The 14201-nt window shown below is 67.9% G+C and carries 17 protein-coding genes; all 17 read right to left on the minus strand.

Annotated elements, in window-relative coordinates:
• Entirely contained in the window at positions 1 to 1047 is a 1047-nt protein-coding gene (gene hypE / locus UAJ10_RS05415) for a hydrogenase expression/formation protein HypE (RefSeq protein WP_322914327.1), read from the minus strand.
• Positions 1044 to 2186, minus strand: a complete 1143-nt coding sequence (gene hypD, locus UAJ10_RS05420) for a hydrogenase formation protein HypD (protein WP_322914328.1) — start codon at positions 2184 to 2186, stop codon at positions 1044 to 1046. The genes hypE and hypD overlap by 4 nt, the downstream gene beginning before the upstream one ends.
• Positions 2183 to 2455: a HypC/HybG/HupF family hydrogenase formation chaperone gene (locus UAJ10_RS05425; protein ID WP_322914329.1), complete on the minus strand. Its 273-nt coding sequence runs from the start codon at positions 2453 to 2455 to the stop codon at positions 2183 to 2185. Before UAJ10_RS05425 ends, hypD begins: the two co-directional genes overlap by 4 nt.
• Before the next feature lie 11 nt (positions 2456 to 2466).
• Positions 2467 to 3372: a hydrogenase nickel incorporation protein HypB gene (gene hypB / locus UAJ10_RS05430; protein WP_322914330.1), complete on the minus strand. Its 906-nt coding sequence runs from the start codon at positions 3370 to 3372 to the stop codon at positions 2467 to 2469.
• Positions 3372 to 3713 (minus strand): hydrogenase maturation nickel metallochaperone HypA, encoded by a 342-nt coding sequence (hypA, locus tag UAJ10_RS05435; protein WP_322914331.1) that lies wholly within the window; start codon positions 3711 to 3713, stop codon positions 3372 to 3374. Before hypA ends, hypB begins: the two co-directional genes overlap by 1 nt.
• Positions 3713 to 4675: a hypothetical protein gene (locus UAJ10_RS05440; protein ID WP_322914332.1), complete on the minus strand. Its 963-nt coding sequence runs from the start codon at positions 4673 to 4675 to the stop codon at positions 3713 to 3715. Before UAJ10_RS05440 ends, hypA begins: the two co-directional genes overlap by 1 nt.
• Complete coding sequence (hybE, locus tag UAJ10_RS05445; protein WP_322914333.1) at positions 4672 to 5214, minus strand: [NiFe]-hydrogenase assembly chaperone HybE; 543 nt, start codon at positions 5212 to 5214, stop codon at positions 4672 to 4674. The genes UAJ10_RS05440 and hybE overlap by 4 nt, the downstream gene beginning before the upstream one ends.
• On the minus strand, positions 5211 to 5435 hold the full coding sequence (locus tag UAJ10_RS05450) for a rubredoxin (RefSeq protein ID WP_322485394.1): 225 nt from the start codon (positions 5433 to 5435) through the stop codon (positions 5211 to 5213). Before UAJ10_RS05450 ends, hybE begins: the two co-directional genes overlap by 4 nt.
• Entirely contained in the window at positions 5432 to 6745 is a 1314-nt protein-coding gene (locus tag UAJ10_RS05455) for a hydrogenase expression/formation C-terminal domain-containing protein (protein ID WP_322914334.1), read from the minus strand. Before UAJ10_RS05455 ends, UAJ10_RS05450 begins: the two co-directional genes overlap by 4 nt.
• A complete protein-coding gene (gene hypC, locus UAJ10_RS05460) occupies positions 6742 to 7074 on the minus strand; it encodes a HypC/HybG/HupF family hydrogenase formation chaperone (RefSeq protein WP_322914335.1) in 333 nt (110 codons plus the stop codon). The genes UAJ10_RS05455 and hypC overlap by 4 nt, the downstream gene beginning before the upstream one ends.
• Positions 7074 to 7781, minus strand: coding sequence for a HyaD/HybD family hydrogenase maturation endopeptidase (locus tag UAJ10_RS05465; protein WP_322914337.1), 708 nt, complete (start codon positions 7779 to 7781; stop codon positions 7074 to 7076). Before UAJ10_RS05465 ends, hypC begins: the two co-directional genes overlap by 1 nt.
• Before the next feature lie 242 nt (positions 7782 to 8023).
• Entirely contained in the window at positions 8024 to 8746 is a 723-nt protein-coding gene (cybH, locus tag UAJ10_RS05470) for a Ni/Fe-hydrogenase, b-type cytochrome subunit (protein ID WP_322914338.1), read from the minus strand.
• A 12-nt stretch (positions 8747 to 8758) separates the two neighbouring features.
• Positions 8759 to 9340 carry a HupE/UreJ family protein gene (locus UAJ10_RS05475; protein ID WP_322914339.1) on the minus strand — a complete coding sequence of 194 codons (582 nt, stop codon included), beginning with the start codon at positions 9338 to 9340 and terminating at the stop codon, positions 8759 to 8761.
• An 18-nt stretch (positions 9341 to 9358) separates the two neighbouring features.
• Entirely contained in the window at positions 9359 to 11158 is a 1800-nt protein-coding gene (locus tag UAJ10_RS05480; RefSeq protein ID WP_322914340.1) for a nickel-dependent hydrogenase large subunit, read from the minus strand.
• Positions 11158 to 12258 (minus strand): hydrogenase small subunit, encoded by a 1101-nt coding sequence (locus UAJ10_RS05485; RefSeq protein WP_322914341.1) that lies wholly within the window; start codon positions 12256 to 12258, stop codon positions 11158 to 11160. Before UAJ10_RS05485 ends, UAJ10_RS05480 begins: the two co-directional genes overlap by 1 nt.
• A gap of 292 nt (positions 12259 to 12550) precedes the next feature.
• On the minus strand, positions 12551 to 13342 hold the full coding sequence (locus tag UAJ10_RS05490) for an SDR family NAD(P)-dependent oxidoreductase (protein WP_322914342.1): 792 nt from the start codon (positions 13340 to 13342) through the stop codon (positions 12551 to 12553).
• On the minus strand, positions 13343 to 14200 hold the full coding sequence (locus UAJ10_RS05495; RefSeq protein WP_322914343.1) for a phytanoyl-CoA dioxygenase family protein: 858 nt from the start codon (positions 14198 to 14200) through the stop codon (positions 13343 to 13345). It lies immediately after the preceding gene.
• Position 14201 lies beyond the last annotated feature (1 nt).

The following is a 14201-nucleotide window of genomic DNA, read 5'->3' on the forward strand; positions in this document are numbered from 1 at the left end:
CTAGCAGATGCGCGGCAGCTGTTCGCCCGACAGCCAATCGACCACGCGCTGGCCGCCGATGGCGGTCGTCATGCGGACGAAACCGGGCCGGTCCACGGTAACATGACCGATCCGCGCCGCGTCACGGCCTTCCGCATGGTTGCGCATCACGGCCAGCAGGGTCTCCGCATCCTCCGGCTCGCAGACGCAGACCAGCTTGCCCTCGTTGGCGACGTTGAGGGGATCGAGGCCCAGCAGTTCGCAGGCCGCCGCCACCTCGGGCCGGACCGGAATGGCCCGCTCATCCAGCAGCATGCCCACGCCGGCGGCGTTGGTCAGCTCGTTCAGCGTGGCGGAGAGGCCGCCCCGGGTGGGGTCGCGCAGGATAGCGATGCCCGGGACGGCCGCGATCATATCGGCCACCATGCGGTGGAGGGCGGTGCTGTCGGACCTGATTTCGGTACCGAATTCCAGGCCCTGGCGCCTGGACAGGATGGCGATGCCATGGTCGCCGATGGGGCCCGACAGCAGGATGGCCTGTCCCGGGCGCAGGCGGCGCGGGCTGATGTCGACGGCCGAAGGCACCACGCCGACACCGCTGGTGGTGATGAAGACGCCGTCGCCCTTGCCACGCTCCACCACCTTGGTGTCGCCGGTCGCCACGGGCACGCCGGCATCGCGGGACGCCCGCCCCATGCTGGCGGCGATGCGGTCGAGGTCCGCCAGCGCAAAGCCTTCCTCGATGATGAAGGCGGCGGTCAGCGCCACCGGGCGGGCGCCGGCCATGGCCAGATCGTTCAGCGTGCCGTGCACGGCCAGCGATCCGATGTCGCCGCCGGGGAAGAACAAGGGGGAGATGACGTGGGCGTCGGTCGTCACGGCGATACGGCCGGAACCCAGGTCCAGGCAGGTGGCGTCATGCCCCTGGTCCAGCAGGGGGTTGGCCAGGTGGCGCAGGAAGATATCGCGGATCAGGCGCGCCATGGCCCGGCCGCCACCGCCGTGGCTCATGTCCACGGTTCCGGAAAGGTCAGGGGCACCGGAAAGATCGGGGGATGGGGTGGTCATTCGGCCGCCATCTCCGCCAGGGTTTCCAGCCGCCGGTAGGTCCAATAGGCGGCGCACGCCCCTTCGGAGGAGACCATGCAGGCGCCCATGGGCGTTTCCGGCGTGCAGGCCTTGCCGAACAGCTTGCAGTCCTTCGGCTTTTTCACGCCGCGCAGGATGGCCGGGCATTCGCAGGACTTGGTCTCGCGGCTCTGCTTTTCGCTGAGGGTGAAGCGCTTCTCGGCGTCGAAGGCGGCATACTCCGCCCGGATGGCCAGCGCGCTGTCCGGCACGCTGCCCAGGCCGCGCCATTCGAAGCTGGGCCGCAGCTCAAAGATACGGGCCACCAGTTCCTGCGCCTTGGCATTGCCGTCCCGCGTCACCACCCGGGTGTATTGGTTCTCGACCGCCACGCGGCCCTGGTTCACCTGGTGGATCAGCATCAGGACCGACTGCATCACGTCCAGCGGCTCAAAGCCCGCGATGACCACCGGCTTGGCATAGCGGGCGGCCAGGAACTCATAGGGCCGGGAGCCGATGACGGCGCTGACGTGCGACGGGCCGAGGAAGCCATCCAGGCGGGCTGCCTGGCTGGGGTCGATCTCCGGCGCCTCCAGGATGTGGCGGATGGCCGGCGGGGTCAGCACGTGGTTGCAGAAGACGGAAAAGTTGGCGATGCCCTCCGCCTGGGCCTGGGCGATGGCCACCGCGCTGGGCGGGGTCGTGGTCTCGAACCCGATCCCCAGGAACACCACCTCGCGCCCCGGATTGGCCCGGGCGATGTCCAGCGCGTCTAGCGTCGAATAGACCATGCGGATGTCGGCACCGTCAGCCTTGGCCTTCAGCAGCGACCGGCGCCCGGTGCCCGGCACGCGCAGCATGTCGCCGTAGCTGCATAGGATGACGCGGTGCCGCTCCGCCAACTCGATGGCGTCGTCCAGGCGGCGGGCCGGCAGGATGCAGACGGGGCAGCCGGGGCCGTGAACGAAGCGCACGTTGGCCGGCACCAAGTCCTGCACGCCATAGCGGAAGATGGCGTGGGTGTGCCCGCCGCAAAATTCCATGAAGTTGTAATCGCGCGCCGGGTCAGCCGCCGCGGCGATGGCGGTGGCCAGGGTGCGCGCCAGGTCGCGGTCGCGGAATTCGTCGACGTATTTCATGCCCCCACCCCCGCGCCTTCCGGCCGCCCCGCCATGTCAGCCACCTCGGCCTGCAGCAGCCCCGCCTCGGCCATCATGGCCAGGGTGCGCCGCGCCTCTTCCTCACTGACGCGGTGCAGGGCGTAGCCGACGTGCAGCAGCACGTAGTCACCGACCGCGACTTCCTCCAACAGGGCGACGGAGACCTGCTTGGCGACGCCGCCGACCGAGACGCTCGCCATCGCGCCGTCATGCAACGCCGTCACCAGCGCGGGTATGGCCAGGCACATGATCCCGCCCCCTATTCCGCCGCCTGCGATGGCCGGCCGGACAGCGCCATCAGGCGGGCGCCCCGGATCCAGTCCAGCCAGGCCGCCATGCCTTCGCCCGTGCGGGCCGAAACCTGCAGCAGGCGCACCCGGTGATTGACCTTGCGCGCGTTGGCCATGGCCTGGTCCACGTCGAAGTCGAGATGGGGCAGCAGGTCCGTCTTGTTGATCAGCACCAGATCGGCGACAGCGAACATATCGGGGTATTTCAGGGGCTTGTCCTCCCCCTCCGTCACCGACAGGATCGCCACCTTGTGCGCCTCCCCCAGGTCGAAGGCCGCCGGGCAGACCAGGTTGCCGACATTCTCGATGAACAGCACGGAGGCGTCGGACGGGTTCAGGTGATCCACGGCATGGCCCACCATGTGCCCGTCCAGGTGACAGCCCTTGCCGGTGTTGATCTGGATGGCGGGGGCGCCCGTGGCCCGGATGCGATCGGCATCGGCGCTGGTCTGCTGGTCCCCCTCGATGACCGCGCAGGGAAACTCGCCCGCCAGCAGGGCCAGGGTACGGCACAGCAGCGTGGTCTTGCCCGACCCGGGGCTGGACACCAGGTTCAGCGCCAGGATGCCGGCCTTGGCGAACCGCGCGCGGTTGGCGGCGGCATAGCCATTGTTCTTGCCCAGGATGTCGGCCTCCAACTGGATCAGGCGCGCCTGGCTCATGCCCGGAACGGCCGTGCCCGCGGGCCCGGCACCATAGTCCAGCGCCCCATCCGGGCCATGATGGTGATCATGGTGATGGCGGGCGTGGCCATGGTCGTGGTGATGGTCATGCCCATGATCATGGTCGTGCCCGTGATCATGGTGGTGATCATGTCCATGAGGATCGGCCTCGATCTTGACCTGGCCCTCGCCGCATCCACAGACCGTGCACATCACGTCACCTCCAGTTCGCGTATCTTCATTTCCTCCCCGCCCGTCACCTGCACCTGGTGCGAGCCGCAGCGGGGACAAGGGTCATAGCGCCGGCCGATGGACACGGTCATGGCGCAGGGCAGGCACCAGGCGGCACCAGCCGTCTCGACGATCTCCAGCCGGGCGTCGGCGGCCACGCTGCCGCGCATGACGACATCGAAGCCGAAGCGCAACGCCTCCACCTCCACGCCGGACAAGGCACCGATTTCCAGGCACACCCGGTCCACCCGGCTGAAGCGCTGAGTGCGGGCCTGTTCCTCGATCAGGAGGCGGATGTTCTCGCAGATGGCCATCTCGTGCATCAGGCCACCTCGACCGCATAGTCGACGCAAGGATCCAGCGCCAGCATCATCACCTCCGCCCCCCGCGCGCGGTCGGCGGTGGGCCAGGCGCACAGCCCCTGGACCTGCCGTTCGGCCCACCCACCCGGCGCGAAGACGCGGTCCGTGGGCGACAGGATACGATAGCGCTCCACCCGCCCGGCCACCACGCCGACCTCATGGACCAGGGTGCCCCGGGCGCAGGGCACCGACGCCATTCCCAAGCCCGGCCCCGTGGACAGACCGCGAAAAAGGGCGGTGTCACCCGTGCGCAACGCATTCAGGCGCGCCGGCACACGGCAAAGATCGATGAGCCGGGCGACGTGGTACGCGATGAGCGACCCGGCAGGCAGGGCACGGGCCAACAGGGGGTGACCCGCATGACGCGCCGCCAGCGAACCCGGATCGACGGCCCCCAGCGACGTCAGCATAGCCGCGTCGAACAGGGTGGCGATGAAGCGGGCCGCCACCGTGCGCCCTGCGCCCGCCCAGCGGGCCAATTCGCCCGTGGACGTCATGGCCAACCATCTTTCCGGGCACAAACCGGTCACCGCGTCCGTGATCAGCTCAGCGGGATCGTCCGTGGCGGACAGCGCCACGAAGGCGCGCGCACGGGGCAGGTCCGGCGCCTCCCCCAGCAGGCGGGCCCAATCCAGGCTGATGCGCAGGCCGTGCTCCCGCACCACCTCCGTCCAGGTCTTGATTTCACGTTCCGCCAGGGTTTCCGGCGCGGCCTCCAGGCCCAGGGCCGCCTCCACCGCCAACTCCGCCGCATGCCCCTGGGCATGGGCGCACACGGCGAACAGCGTCCGGACCACGGCCGGGACCCGCTTCGCCGGCACGGCCGCCAACAGGCCGGTGATGTCCCCGCGCGGCGTGTAGCTCAGGGTGACCGCATCCCCGGTCTCCCCGGGTAACCGCAAAAGGATGGCAGGCCGGGTCATGGCCCCATCCCTTCACCCAGGCGGAACAGCGCCCGACGGCTGAGCGGCGGGGACGGTTCGGGCCTGGCCGGCGGCGGGGCGGAAGGGTTCCCCGCCCAGATCATGGCCATGCCGTCATCGCCGGGGTCATCACCTGTCCCCGCCTCGGGCATCGCCATGATCTCCATGAGGGCGGCGTCGGCCGTCGCGATCGCCGTCTCCTGGTCCACGAAGTCGAACATGGGGGAGAACAAGGAACAGCTCCAATACCCGCCCAGTTCGTCCTCGCGCCCCCAGATGGCCTCATAGCTGCCGGACGGCAACGCCAGGGCCGCCTTCTCCCCCACCCGCCGGGGCGCTTCGTCCGCCACGGGCACCAGCAGCAGGTTCATGAACCAGGGGGTCACCAGCACGCCCACCCAATGCCCGCAATGGCGATGCAGCCCCCGCAAGGCCACTGACAGCGCGGGGTTCATGACCGGCACGCCGGCCATGCGCGTCACCGCGATGCGGGCGAAGGCGGCCTCGATGCGGGTGGAGAGGGCGAGCGCGTCGGTCATTCGTCAGCAATCACCATGAAGCCGGCCTTGGCGCTGTCGCACTCGGGACAGGTCCAATGCTCCGGCAGATCCGCGAAGGCGGTGCCCGGCGGCACCTGCCAATAGGTGTCGCCCACCGCCGGGTCATAGACATGCCAACAAATCTTGCACTCCAGCTTCGTCTGGGGGCCGATCTTGCTGACGTCGCCCCCGAACGATCCGGCGAAGAAATGATCCGTCACCGGTAGATCTCCATGATCTCGCGCAAGCGCTCGGCGGAATCGGCCAGGTCCTCCGCCGCCGCCAGGGCGACCTGCGGAAGGCCGCAAATCTCGATACTGTTCAGGATCAGCGTGTCCTGGGAATTGAAGTACTGCGTCCACCAGCAGCCCCGCGTCCCCGTCGACCGGATGCGGCAGTTGCCGTAGCCGCGCGACAGGATGACCAGACCGCCGCGCCCCAGCGCCTCATCCAGGAAGGCCAGGTCCTCCTCGGTATGGGGCAGCAGGGACAGGTTGATGACATGGCCCGACCCGTCCGCCGCACCCAGGCCGGGGATATGTTCGTTGATCTCGGCGACCAGCGGCGGCGCGTTGAAGATGTTGGGACGCGCCGTTTCCGGCAGGATGGCTTGGGCCCGCGCGCCGTCGAAGGCGCGATCCACCAGCCCGGTGGGGAAAGGGCCGCAGTCGACATAGTCGCGCACGCGCCGGCCGGCGGCATCGCTTTCCCGCACCCGCCACACCCCGGCCAGGACGGACTCCTGGACCTGGACATCGGTGCCGAACATCACCGAAACCTCGCCCTCGCCCAGCAACTGGTCGATGAAGGCCAGGTTGGCGGCGTCCAGGCAAGTCAGATCCACCTGCTGCGGGCCGGCGCCGTCCACCACGCGGCCCAGGGCCGCCAGGATGGCCTTCCCCGCCGCAACACCCTGCGGCACCGCCTGGGCGACGTCGGCCTCCGGCACGTTGGCGGCGGAGAAGACGGCCATGCCATCGGGCATGACCATGTAATCCAGCCGGCCGCCGTCGAAGTCCGCGGGCTGGCTGCCGGGCCCAACCTGGGCGCCACCGCCGGGAGCCATAAGATCAGTCATCGCTCTCTCCTCAATGCACGGCGTCGGTGCCGCAGCCGGCGGGCAGGCGGAAGGCGGGGGAACGCTGGGTTCACGCTCCAGGATTTCCGGGATCTCGCGCATGTAATCCGCCCAGTCGCGGATGCCCTCGATGGCGCCCAGATAGTCGCCCAGGCGCAGGAAGACCAGGGTGGGGTAGCGGGCGAAGCGGAAACGGCGCTGCAGGGCGCGTTCGTCCGCCCGCGCGGCGATCAACGGCACGACATGGCCGCCCATGGCGTCGTCCAGTTCCGGCAGGATGGCGGCGACGTCGTCGCTTTCCGCCACCCGCCAGTGGTCACCCGCCAGGAACAGCACGGCCAGTGGCTGGCCGGCACAGGCCTCCACCAATTCCGCCTCCGTCACCACCTGATAGCCGCGCCGGCCCATGACGGACCGCAGCAGGGGAGAAAAATCATCACGTGCATCGCTCATGCTTCAGGCTCCGGGGTGGGGCGCAAATGGTCGGGTAGCAAATGGTCGGGTAATCGCGGTTCGCGGCGGATCAGGTCGGCGAAGGCGGCGTCCAGGTCGGCGGGCTCCCCGCGCATGACCGCGTCCAGGGCGGCCAGCGCCGCGAGGGAGCGCTGGGCAGCCTCCGCGCTCATCACCTCCCGCGCGGCACCCAGAAAGGTCATGAGCCAGGTGCCAGGGGCGACGTCGCCCACCAGGCTGGTGTCGATGGAGTGGATGTCCGCGCCGGAGCGGCAGCGGGCCTGGCCGGCGCCAGCCTCCACCACCTGCATGGGAATGCCGATGCACATCAGGCGCCCGTCCCCGGCGCGCCCGCCAGGGGGCCGGCCACCAGGGCCTGCATCTCCGCCTCGAAATCCGCCGGCCCGGTCCAGCCGCCGGCGCCCAGCACCCGCGCGTCGCCGCCGCGGAAGGCCGCCGCCTCATCCGGACGCTCCGCCTCATAGCGTTCCAGCATCATTTCCAGCGATCCGATCCCCTGCTCCACCGGCAGCGGCACGGGGCGGGGAGCGGCGGTGACGCCGAAGCCCGCCAGATAGTTCAGCGCCAGCGCGATGGCCGGCTCCACCTGGGCCTTGACCTCTGGCCGCAGGCTGCCACCGAAGTCCTCCAGTTCGACCGGCTGCACGCCGATCAGCAATTGGTGGGTGGGGCCGTCGCCCATCATCTCCGCCATGGCCAGCACTTCCTGGAAGCCGGTCTGATGCAGGGAGATTTTCTTGGCGCCCAGGAACTTCGGCACCTCCGCCCCCTCCACCCGCTTCAGAGTGCCGGGTGGAAGGGCGTAGTCGACGGCATCGAAGACGACGAGGATGTCGGCCTCGCGGATTTCCTGGACCAGGTAGATGCCCTGGGTGCCGCCATCGATCAGGCGGACATGGGCGGGAAAGGCATAGTGGCGGTGCATATACTCCACCGCCCGCACGCCGAACCCTTCGTCGGCCCACAACAGGTTGCCGATACCCAGCACCAGCACGCGGGGGCCGCTTGCGGTCATCACTTCCACGCGTTCTCACTCCCCTGTCATCCGACTTGCCGGATGTTGGGCAGGTGTTCAGCAAGGGGCATGCCACCGCACCGTTCATCGCCGAAATGGCTGAAGCCCTGGGGGTGGGCAGGCCTTCCCTGTCGCCTCATTGGATAGAAGCTTTCCAATTGGAAGGTTAATTGGAAGCCATTATTCCAAATGGAAAAGGGGGCCGCGAAGCCCCCTTTCCTGACTGGAAACTTGCCTGGACCTCAGTGTTCGTCGGTCGGCCCGCCGTCGCGGAAGGTGCGCCAGCCGGAGAACATGGAGGAGATGATGGACTGGCGGGACATGATGTCCTCCCGCACGGCGGCATAGATGTGGACGATGGCGAAGATCACGATCACCCACATGGCCATGTGGTGCCAGGTGTGGACCGTCTGGCTCTGCCCGAACAACGGGATGACCCAGCTGGTGAACAGCCGGTGGATCCAGCCCGGCCCCTGGCCCTCGCCATACAGGGCAAGGCCGGTGACGATCATGAACAGCGTGCCCCACACGAACAGGATGTGCATGGACAAGATGGCCAGCGGGTTATGCCCGCTGTACTTCTTGGGCTCGCGCTCCAGCATGGCGTACCAGCGGATCTCATGGATCACGCCCAGCCAGAAGCTTTTGCGCCACACCGGCGGCCGGAAGATTTCGCGGGCATGATTATTGCCCATGAAGGACCAGTAGAAGCGGAAGACGAAGCCGACGACCAGGATTTGCCCGGCCGAGAAGTGCAGGAAGCGGACCCAGCCGAACAGGAAATGGGCACTGGGCTCGCCATGTATGGACGGCGGGGGCGAGCCGATCAGATAGCCGGTGACGCACAGCACCAGGATGGCGGCGGCATTGGCCCAGTGCCACAAGCGCACCGGCGCCTCATAGACGTAAACCGCCTCCTCCTGATGGGTTGCAGCCTTATGGGCTCCTAGGGAGGCCTCGCTCATGGCGCGTCCCCCTTACAGCGCGGCGAGCGCGAGGCCCGCGACGCCCAAGGTCAGGCCGGAGGCCAAGCGCCCCCAGCGGGTGGCCAGCAGGCCGGCGCCCAGGCGCCAACCGGCGGCGTGCAACAGGGCCGACGCCACCATGAAACCGGCGAAGTAGCCCAGCAGGCGGCCCCCCGCCTCCATGCCATGGGCATAGCCATGCACCAGGGCGAACAGGGCGATGAGGCCCAGGCCCGCGGCATCCGGCAGCAGGGGGGCCACGATCAGCATCAGGCCCAGCAGGGTCACCGACAGCGCGGCCATCGTGTCCACGGGCGCGAAGGCGCCGCCGGCCACGCCCGCCAGCGCACCGACCGCCAGCATGGCGACGAACAGCGCCGGCGCCTGCCAGGCGCGCGCCGCCGGCCGGGTAGCCGCCCACAGGCCCACGGCCACCATGGCCGCCAGATGGTCCAGACCCGTCAGCGGATGGAGGATGCCGCCGGCGAAGCCCCCGTCATGCCCGGGATGGGCCGACGCCGGGGCGGCGATGAAGCCCGCCGCCAGGACAGCCGCCGAGACGCGGGGAACCGATTTCGTGATGAACGTCTTCATGGGATCAGTCTCCTTGGTTCAGCGGACTTTGACGTCGGCCAATTCCTGCCCGTCCGGCCCCATGACATGGGTGGAGCAGGCCAGGCAGGGATCGAAGCTGTGCAGGGTGCGCAGGATTTCCACCGGCTCTTCCGCGCGGGCCACCTTGGTGTTCATGAGCGACGCCTCGAAGGCGCCGATATTGCCCTTGTTGTCGCGCGGGCTGCCGTTCCAGGTGGTGGGCACCACGCACTGGTAATTGTCGATCTTGCCGTCCTTGATGCGGATCCAGTGGGCCAGCGCACCGCGCGGCGCCTCGGTGAAACCCACGCCCTTGACCTCGGACGGCCAGGTCTTGGGATCGAACTTCGCCGTGTTGGCGGTGGAGGTGTCGCCCGCCTTGATGGTGGCGATCAGCTTGTCCAGGAAATAGCGCTGCTTGCGTGCCGCCCATTGGGCCTCCAGCGCGCGCGCCGCCGTCCGCCCCAGGGTGGAGAACAGCGCGTCCAGCGGCACGTTCAGCGCCGCCAGGGTGCGGTCGACCTGGTCCTTGATCTCGACATTGCCCTGCATGTAGCCGACCAGGTAGCGCGCCAGCGGCCCCACCTCCATGGCGTGCCCACGCCAGCGCGGGGCCTTGATCCAGCTGTACTTGGCGCCTTCGTCCAGCTGGACGATGTTGGTGCTGGTGCCCTTGGCGTTGGGGCCCAGCTGGTAATGGGGTTCGGTCACGCCGTCCCAGGGATGCAGGCCCTTGCTTTCATCCGGGTACTTGTACCAGCTGTGGGGCACGAACTCCTGCACCTGCTCGGGATCGGTCAGGTCGACCGGGTGCACTTCCGACAGCTTGCCGTCGATGATGGCCCCGTGCGGCATGAGCAGGTTGCGGGGGCTGTAGTCGTTGGCGCGGTCGGGAATGTCGCCATAGGCCAGCACCGACTTGTTCGACAGGCCGCCGCCGTATAGCCAATCCTTGTAGAAGCCGCCGATGGCGATGATGTCGGGAATGTAGACGTTCTCCACGAACTCGATGCAGCGATCGGTGATGGAGGAAACGTAGTTCAGCGACGCCATGTTCACCGGCGCGCCCGCCGCCATGTCGCCGTCCAGGTTGATGGCGCAGGGAACGCCGCCCACCAGCCAGTTGGGATGGATGTCCTTGCCGCCGAAGATGGTGCGGACACGCATGATGTCCTTCTGGAAGTCCAGCGCCTCCAGGTAATGGGTCACCGCCATGAGATCGGCTTCGGGCGGCAGCTTGTAGGCCGGGTTGGTCCAGTAGCCGTTCTTGAACGGCCCCAGCTGCCCGGATTCCACGAACTTGCGCAGGCGGGTCTGGATGTCGCGGAAATAGCCGGGGGAACTGTTGGGATGATGGGGAGAGACCGCCTGCTGCAGTTCCGACGTGGCCCTGGGGTCCGCCTTCAGGGCATTGACGGGGTTCACCCAGTCCAGGGCGTGGAGGTGATAGAAATGGACCAGATGGTCATGCACCTGCAGCGACAGCTGCATGATGTTGCGGATGCTGTTGGCGTTTTCCGGAATCTGGATGTTCAGGGCGTTTTCGACCGCGCGGACGGAGGTCAGCGCGTGGGTGCCGGTGCAGACGCCGCAGATGCGCTGGGTGAAGGCCCAGGCGTCGCGCGGGTCGCGCCCCTTCAAGATAACCTCCAGCCCGCGCCACATGGTGCCGGTGGAGACGGCGTTGCGGATGACGTTGTCGCCGTCGAGGTTGACCTCGCAGCGCATGTGGCCCTCGATGCGGGTGACCGGGTCGACGACGACGCGCTTGCCGCTGGTGTCGAGCTGGTAGCCGTTGGGTGTCGCAAGCGTGGGCATCACTCCCGTCCCTCTCTCTTATCGTTCGTGCCGCTGTTGGAGCGGGCGCGCTTGACCGCGCTGGCCGCGGCATGCACCGCGGCGGCGGCGCCGACGATGCCGGCGGCCGTGCCGCCGATCTTGTCGGCATTGGCCTCGATACCGAAGCCGTGGACGTCGCTCAGCCGTTCATAAAAGCCGCCCTTGTCCCAGAAGCCGTCCTCGGAACAGCCGATGCAGGGATGGCCGGCCTGAATGGGGAAGCTGAGGCCCCCGTTCCAGCGCACGGTGGAGCAGGCGTTGTAGGTGGTCGGGCCCTTGCAGCCGACCTTGTAGAGGCAGTAGCCGCGGCGTGCCCCCTCGTCATCGAAGCTTTCCACGAACTGGCCGGCGTCGAAGTGCGGGCGGCGATAGCATTTGTCGTGGATGCGCTGGGAATAGAACATCTTGGGCCGGCCCTGCATGTCCAGTTCCGGGAAGCGGTCGAAGGTCAGGATGTAGGCGATGACGGCCGTCATGACTTCGGCGATGGGCGGGCAGCCCGGCACCTTGATGATGGGCTTGGCCGGCAGGCCAGGGACCTTGTGGATGGGGGTGGCCTGGGTGGGGTTGGGCCGGGCCGCCTGGACGCAGCCCCAACTGGCGCAGCTACCCCAGCTGATGATGGCCTTGCAGTGATCGGCCGCCTTCTTCAGCTGCTCCAGATACGGCTTGCCGCCGATGATGCAGCTCATCCCCTCCTGGTTCAGCGGCGGGTTGCCCTCGCATGCCAGGATGAAGTTGCCGTTATACTTCTCGATGGTCTCATCGATGATGGATTCGGCCTGGAAACCCGCCGCCGCCATGATGGTGTCGTCATAGTCGAGGCTGATCATCGACAGGATGACGTCCTTGGCCAGGGGATGGGCCGACCGGATGAAGCTTTCCGAACAGCAGGTGCATTCCAGGCCATGCAGCCACAGCACCGGGATGCGCGGCTTCGTCTCCATGGCCGTTTCGATGGCCTGGGCGTATGAGGGCCCCAGGCCCAGCGCCGCCGCCGTCAGGCTGCAAAATTTGGTGAAGCTTCGCCGGGTGATGCCCTGTCGGCGCATCACCTCGTAAAACGTCTCGCTCGCCATTCCGGCTTTTCCTCCAACGTCCCCGGCGGGGCTGTCTCGCTCCGCATCGGTGACGTTTGGGCAAAAAGCGTGCCAAGCGAAAAATTGAGGCCACGAAAGGCCTCATCACATCGGCGCCCCCCGTGGCGGTGGAAAGCGCCTTTCCAAGTGTAAGGTGGCCTGGCACGCGGCGGCATGGATGAGGCCGGCAATCCCACTCCGCTTTCAGTCCGTAGTGGCGCCGACGCCCCCGCGCTTCACAGCCTCTTGGGTCGGCATGACCTGCGCTCTGGAAGGGTCTTTCCGCAGCCTGCTAAAGGGTGGCCCCGCCATCGATCACCAGTTCCTGGCCGGTGATGTTCCGCCCGCCGGGGCCCACCAGGTACATGACCATGGCGACGATGTCTGAAGGCTCGCTGGGCCGGCCCAGGGGGATGCCCATGTTGGCGACGTAGCGGGTCAGCGCCTCATCCTCGGTGACGCCGTCCTGCTCGGCCCGGGCGCGCCAAGCCGCTTTCATGCGGGGCACGGCGACGGGGCCGGGGGCGATATAGTTCACCGTCACGCCGTCGGGCCCTGCCTCCAGCGCGGCACTGCGCGACAGGCCGCGCAGCCCCCACTTGGACGCGCTGTAGCTGGACCGTCCGGCGCGGCCGCGCATCCCGTGGTTGCCGCCGATATTGACGACCCGCCCGCCCTTGGCCGCCCGCATGACGGGCAGCAGGCGCGACAGCACGATGAAAGGCGCCCGGAGGTTGGTGGCGATGACATTGTCGAAGTCCGCCACGCTGAACTCACCGATGGGTGGGGACAGGGGGCCGGTGGTGCCGGCGGCGTTGACCACCACGTCCACCCGGCCGTCCGACCATTCCAGAAAGGCGGTCAGCGCCTGGTCCAGCGCCGCGGCGTCGCGCACGTCCACCGTCAGGACCAGGGCGTCGCCCCCCTGCCCCCGCAGTTGGCCGGCCAGTTCCTCCAGCGCGTCCGTCCGGCGGCCGGCGATGGCGACGTCATAGCCGGTTTGGCCCAGGGCCAGGGCAATCTCACTGCCAGTACCGGCGCTGGCGCCGGTGACCAGGGCGACAGGCCGTTCCCGCGTGGCCACTTACATGGCCTCCGCGAAATAGCGGCGGTTGGATTCCGCCTGGATCTTGTAGATGGAACTGCCGGCACGGGACGGAAACGGCAGCTTCACGTAGTTCTGCTCGAACCGCACCTCGCTGCTGGACGGGCCGGCGACGATACGGCTGTCGTACTCCTCCCAATCCACCTTGTAGAACAGGGGGAAGGCGTCGGTGGCCGCATATTCGTAGAACAGGATGCGCCGCGACCTGCCGGAGCGGTTCACGCTGGACCCATGCAAGGTCATGGGATGGTGGAAGCTGACGGTGCCCGGCGGGCCGGCCAGCAGGGCGGCCCTGTCCAGCGCGATCTGACTGACATCCACGGCGCCGGCGAAATAGCCTTCCTCGTCATGGTGGTCCAGCAGGGGACCCTTGTGGCTGCCGGGAATGACCTGCATGGCCCCGTTCTCAGCCCAAGCGCCGTCCAGCATGATGGAGGCCACACAGGTAGACATGTTGGTGTGCGGCGCGAAAGCCCAGTCCTGATGCCATTCCAGCGCCGCGCCGCCATTGGCCGCCTTCATGTTCATCTTGGTGTGGTTGAGCCGGATATTGGTCCCGATCAATCGGTTCAGCACGTCCAGTATCTTGGGATGGCCGGCCAGGCGCGCGTAGAAGGGATCGATACGGTTGGGCTTCTTGATGCGTTGGATGGTGCGCTTGCCGGCGGCGTCCTGGTCGAAATCGAACCAGGCGTCGTCGGCGATGCTGTCGGCCGCGCGCGCCTCGATCCGGGCGGTCAGCTCCAGCAATTCATCCAGGACGGGGCCGGCCAGCAGGCCCGGCACGACGGCGTAGCCGTGGGTGTCGTAATGAGAGACGATTTCATCGACGTTCATC

It is taken from the genome of Nitrospirillum guaranorum (assembly GCF_034653275.1).
Lineage (GTDB): Bacteria > Pseudomonadota > Alphaproteobacteria > Azospirillales > Azospirillaceae > Nitrospirillum.

Coding starts and splice junctions, on each gene's coding strand:
- cybH (WP_322914338.1), bottom strand. CDS start 8,746: ATGAGCGAGGCCTCCCTAGGAGCCCATAAGGCTGCAACCCATCAGGAG.
- hypA (WP_322914331.1), bottom strand. CDS start 3,713: ATGCACGAGATGGCCATCTGCGAGAACATCCGCCTCCTGATCGAGGAA.
- hypC (WP_322914335.1), bottom strand. CDS start 7,074: ATGTGCATCGGCATTCCCATGCAGGTGGTGGAGGCTGGCGCCGGCCAG.
- UAJ10_RS05495 (WP_322914343.1), bottom strand. CDS start 14,200: ATGAACGTCGATGAAATCGTCTCTCATTACGACACCCACGGCTACGCC.
- UAJ10_RS05485 (WP_322914341.1), bottom strand. CDS start 12,258: ATGGCGAGCGAGACGTTTTACGAGGTGATGCGCCGACAGGGCATCACC.
- UAJ10_RS05475 (WP_322914339.1), bottom strand. CDS start 9,340: ATGAAGACGTTCATCACGAAATCGGTTCCCCGCGTCTCGGCGGCTGTC.
- hypB (WP_322914330.1), bottom strand. CDS start 3,372: ATGTGCACGGTCTGTGGATGCGGCGAGGGCCAGGTCAAGATCGAGGCC.
- hypE (WP_322914327.1), bottom strand. CDS start 1,047: ATGACCACCCCATCCCCCGATCTTTCCGGTGCCCCTGACCTTTCCGGA.
- UAJ10_RS05480 (WP_322914340.1), bottom strand. CDS start 11,158: ATGCCCACGCTTGCGACACCCAACGGCTACCAGCTCGACACCAGCGGC.
- UAJ10_RS05440 (WP_322914332.1), bottom strand. CDS start 4,675: ATGACCCGGCCTGCCATCCTTTTGCGGTTACCCGGGGAGACCGGGGAT.
- UAJ10_RS05455 (WP_322914334.1), bottom strand. CDS start 6,745: ATGAGCGATGCACGTGATGATTTTTCTCCCCTGCTGCGGTCCGTCATG.
- hypD (WP_322914328.1), bottom strand. CDS start 2,186: ATGAAATACGTCGACGAATTCCGCGACCGCGACCTGGCGCGCACCCTG.
- hybE (WP_322914333.1), bottom strand. CDS start 5,214: ATGACCGACGCGCTCGCCCTCTCCACCCGCATCGAGGCCGCCTTCGCC.
- UAJ10_RS05425 (WP_322914329.1), bottom strand. CDS start 2,455: ATGTGCCTGGCCATACCCGCGCTGGTGACGGCGTTGCATGACGGCGCG.
- UAJ10_RS05465 (WP_322914337.1), bottom strand. CDS start 7,781: ATGACCGCAAGCGGCCCCCGCGTGCTGGTGCTGGGTATCGGCAACCTG.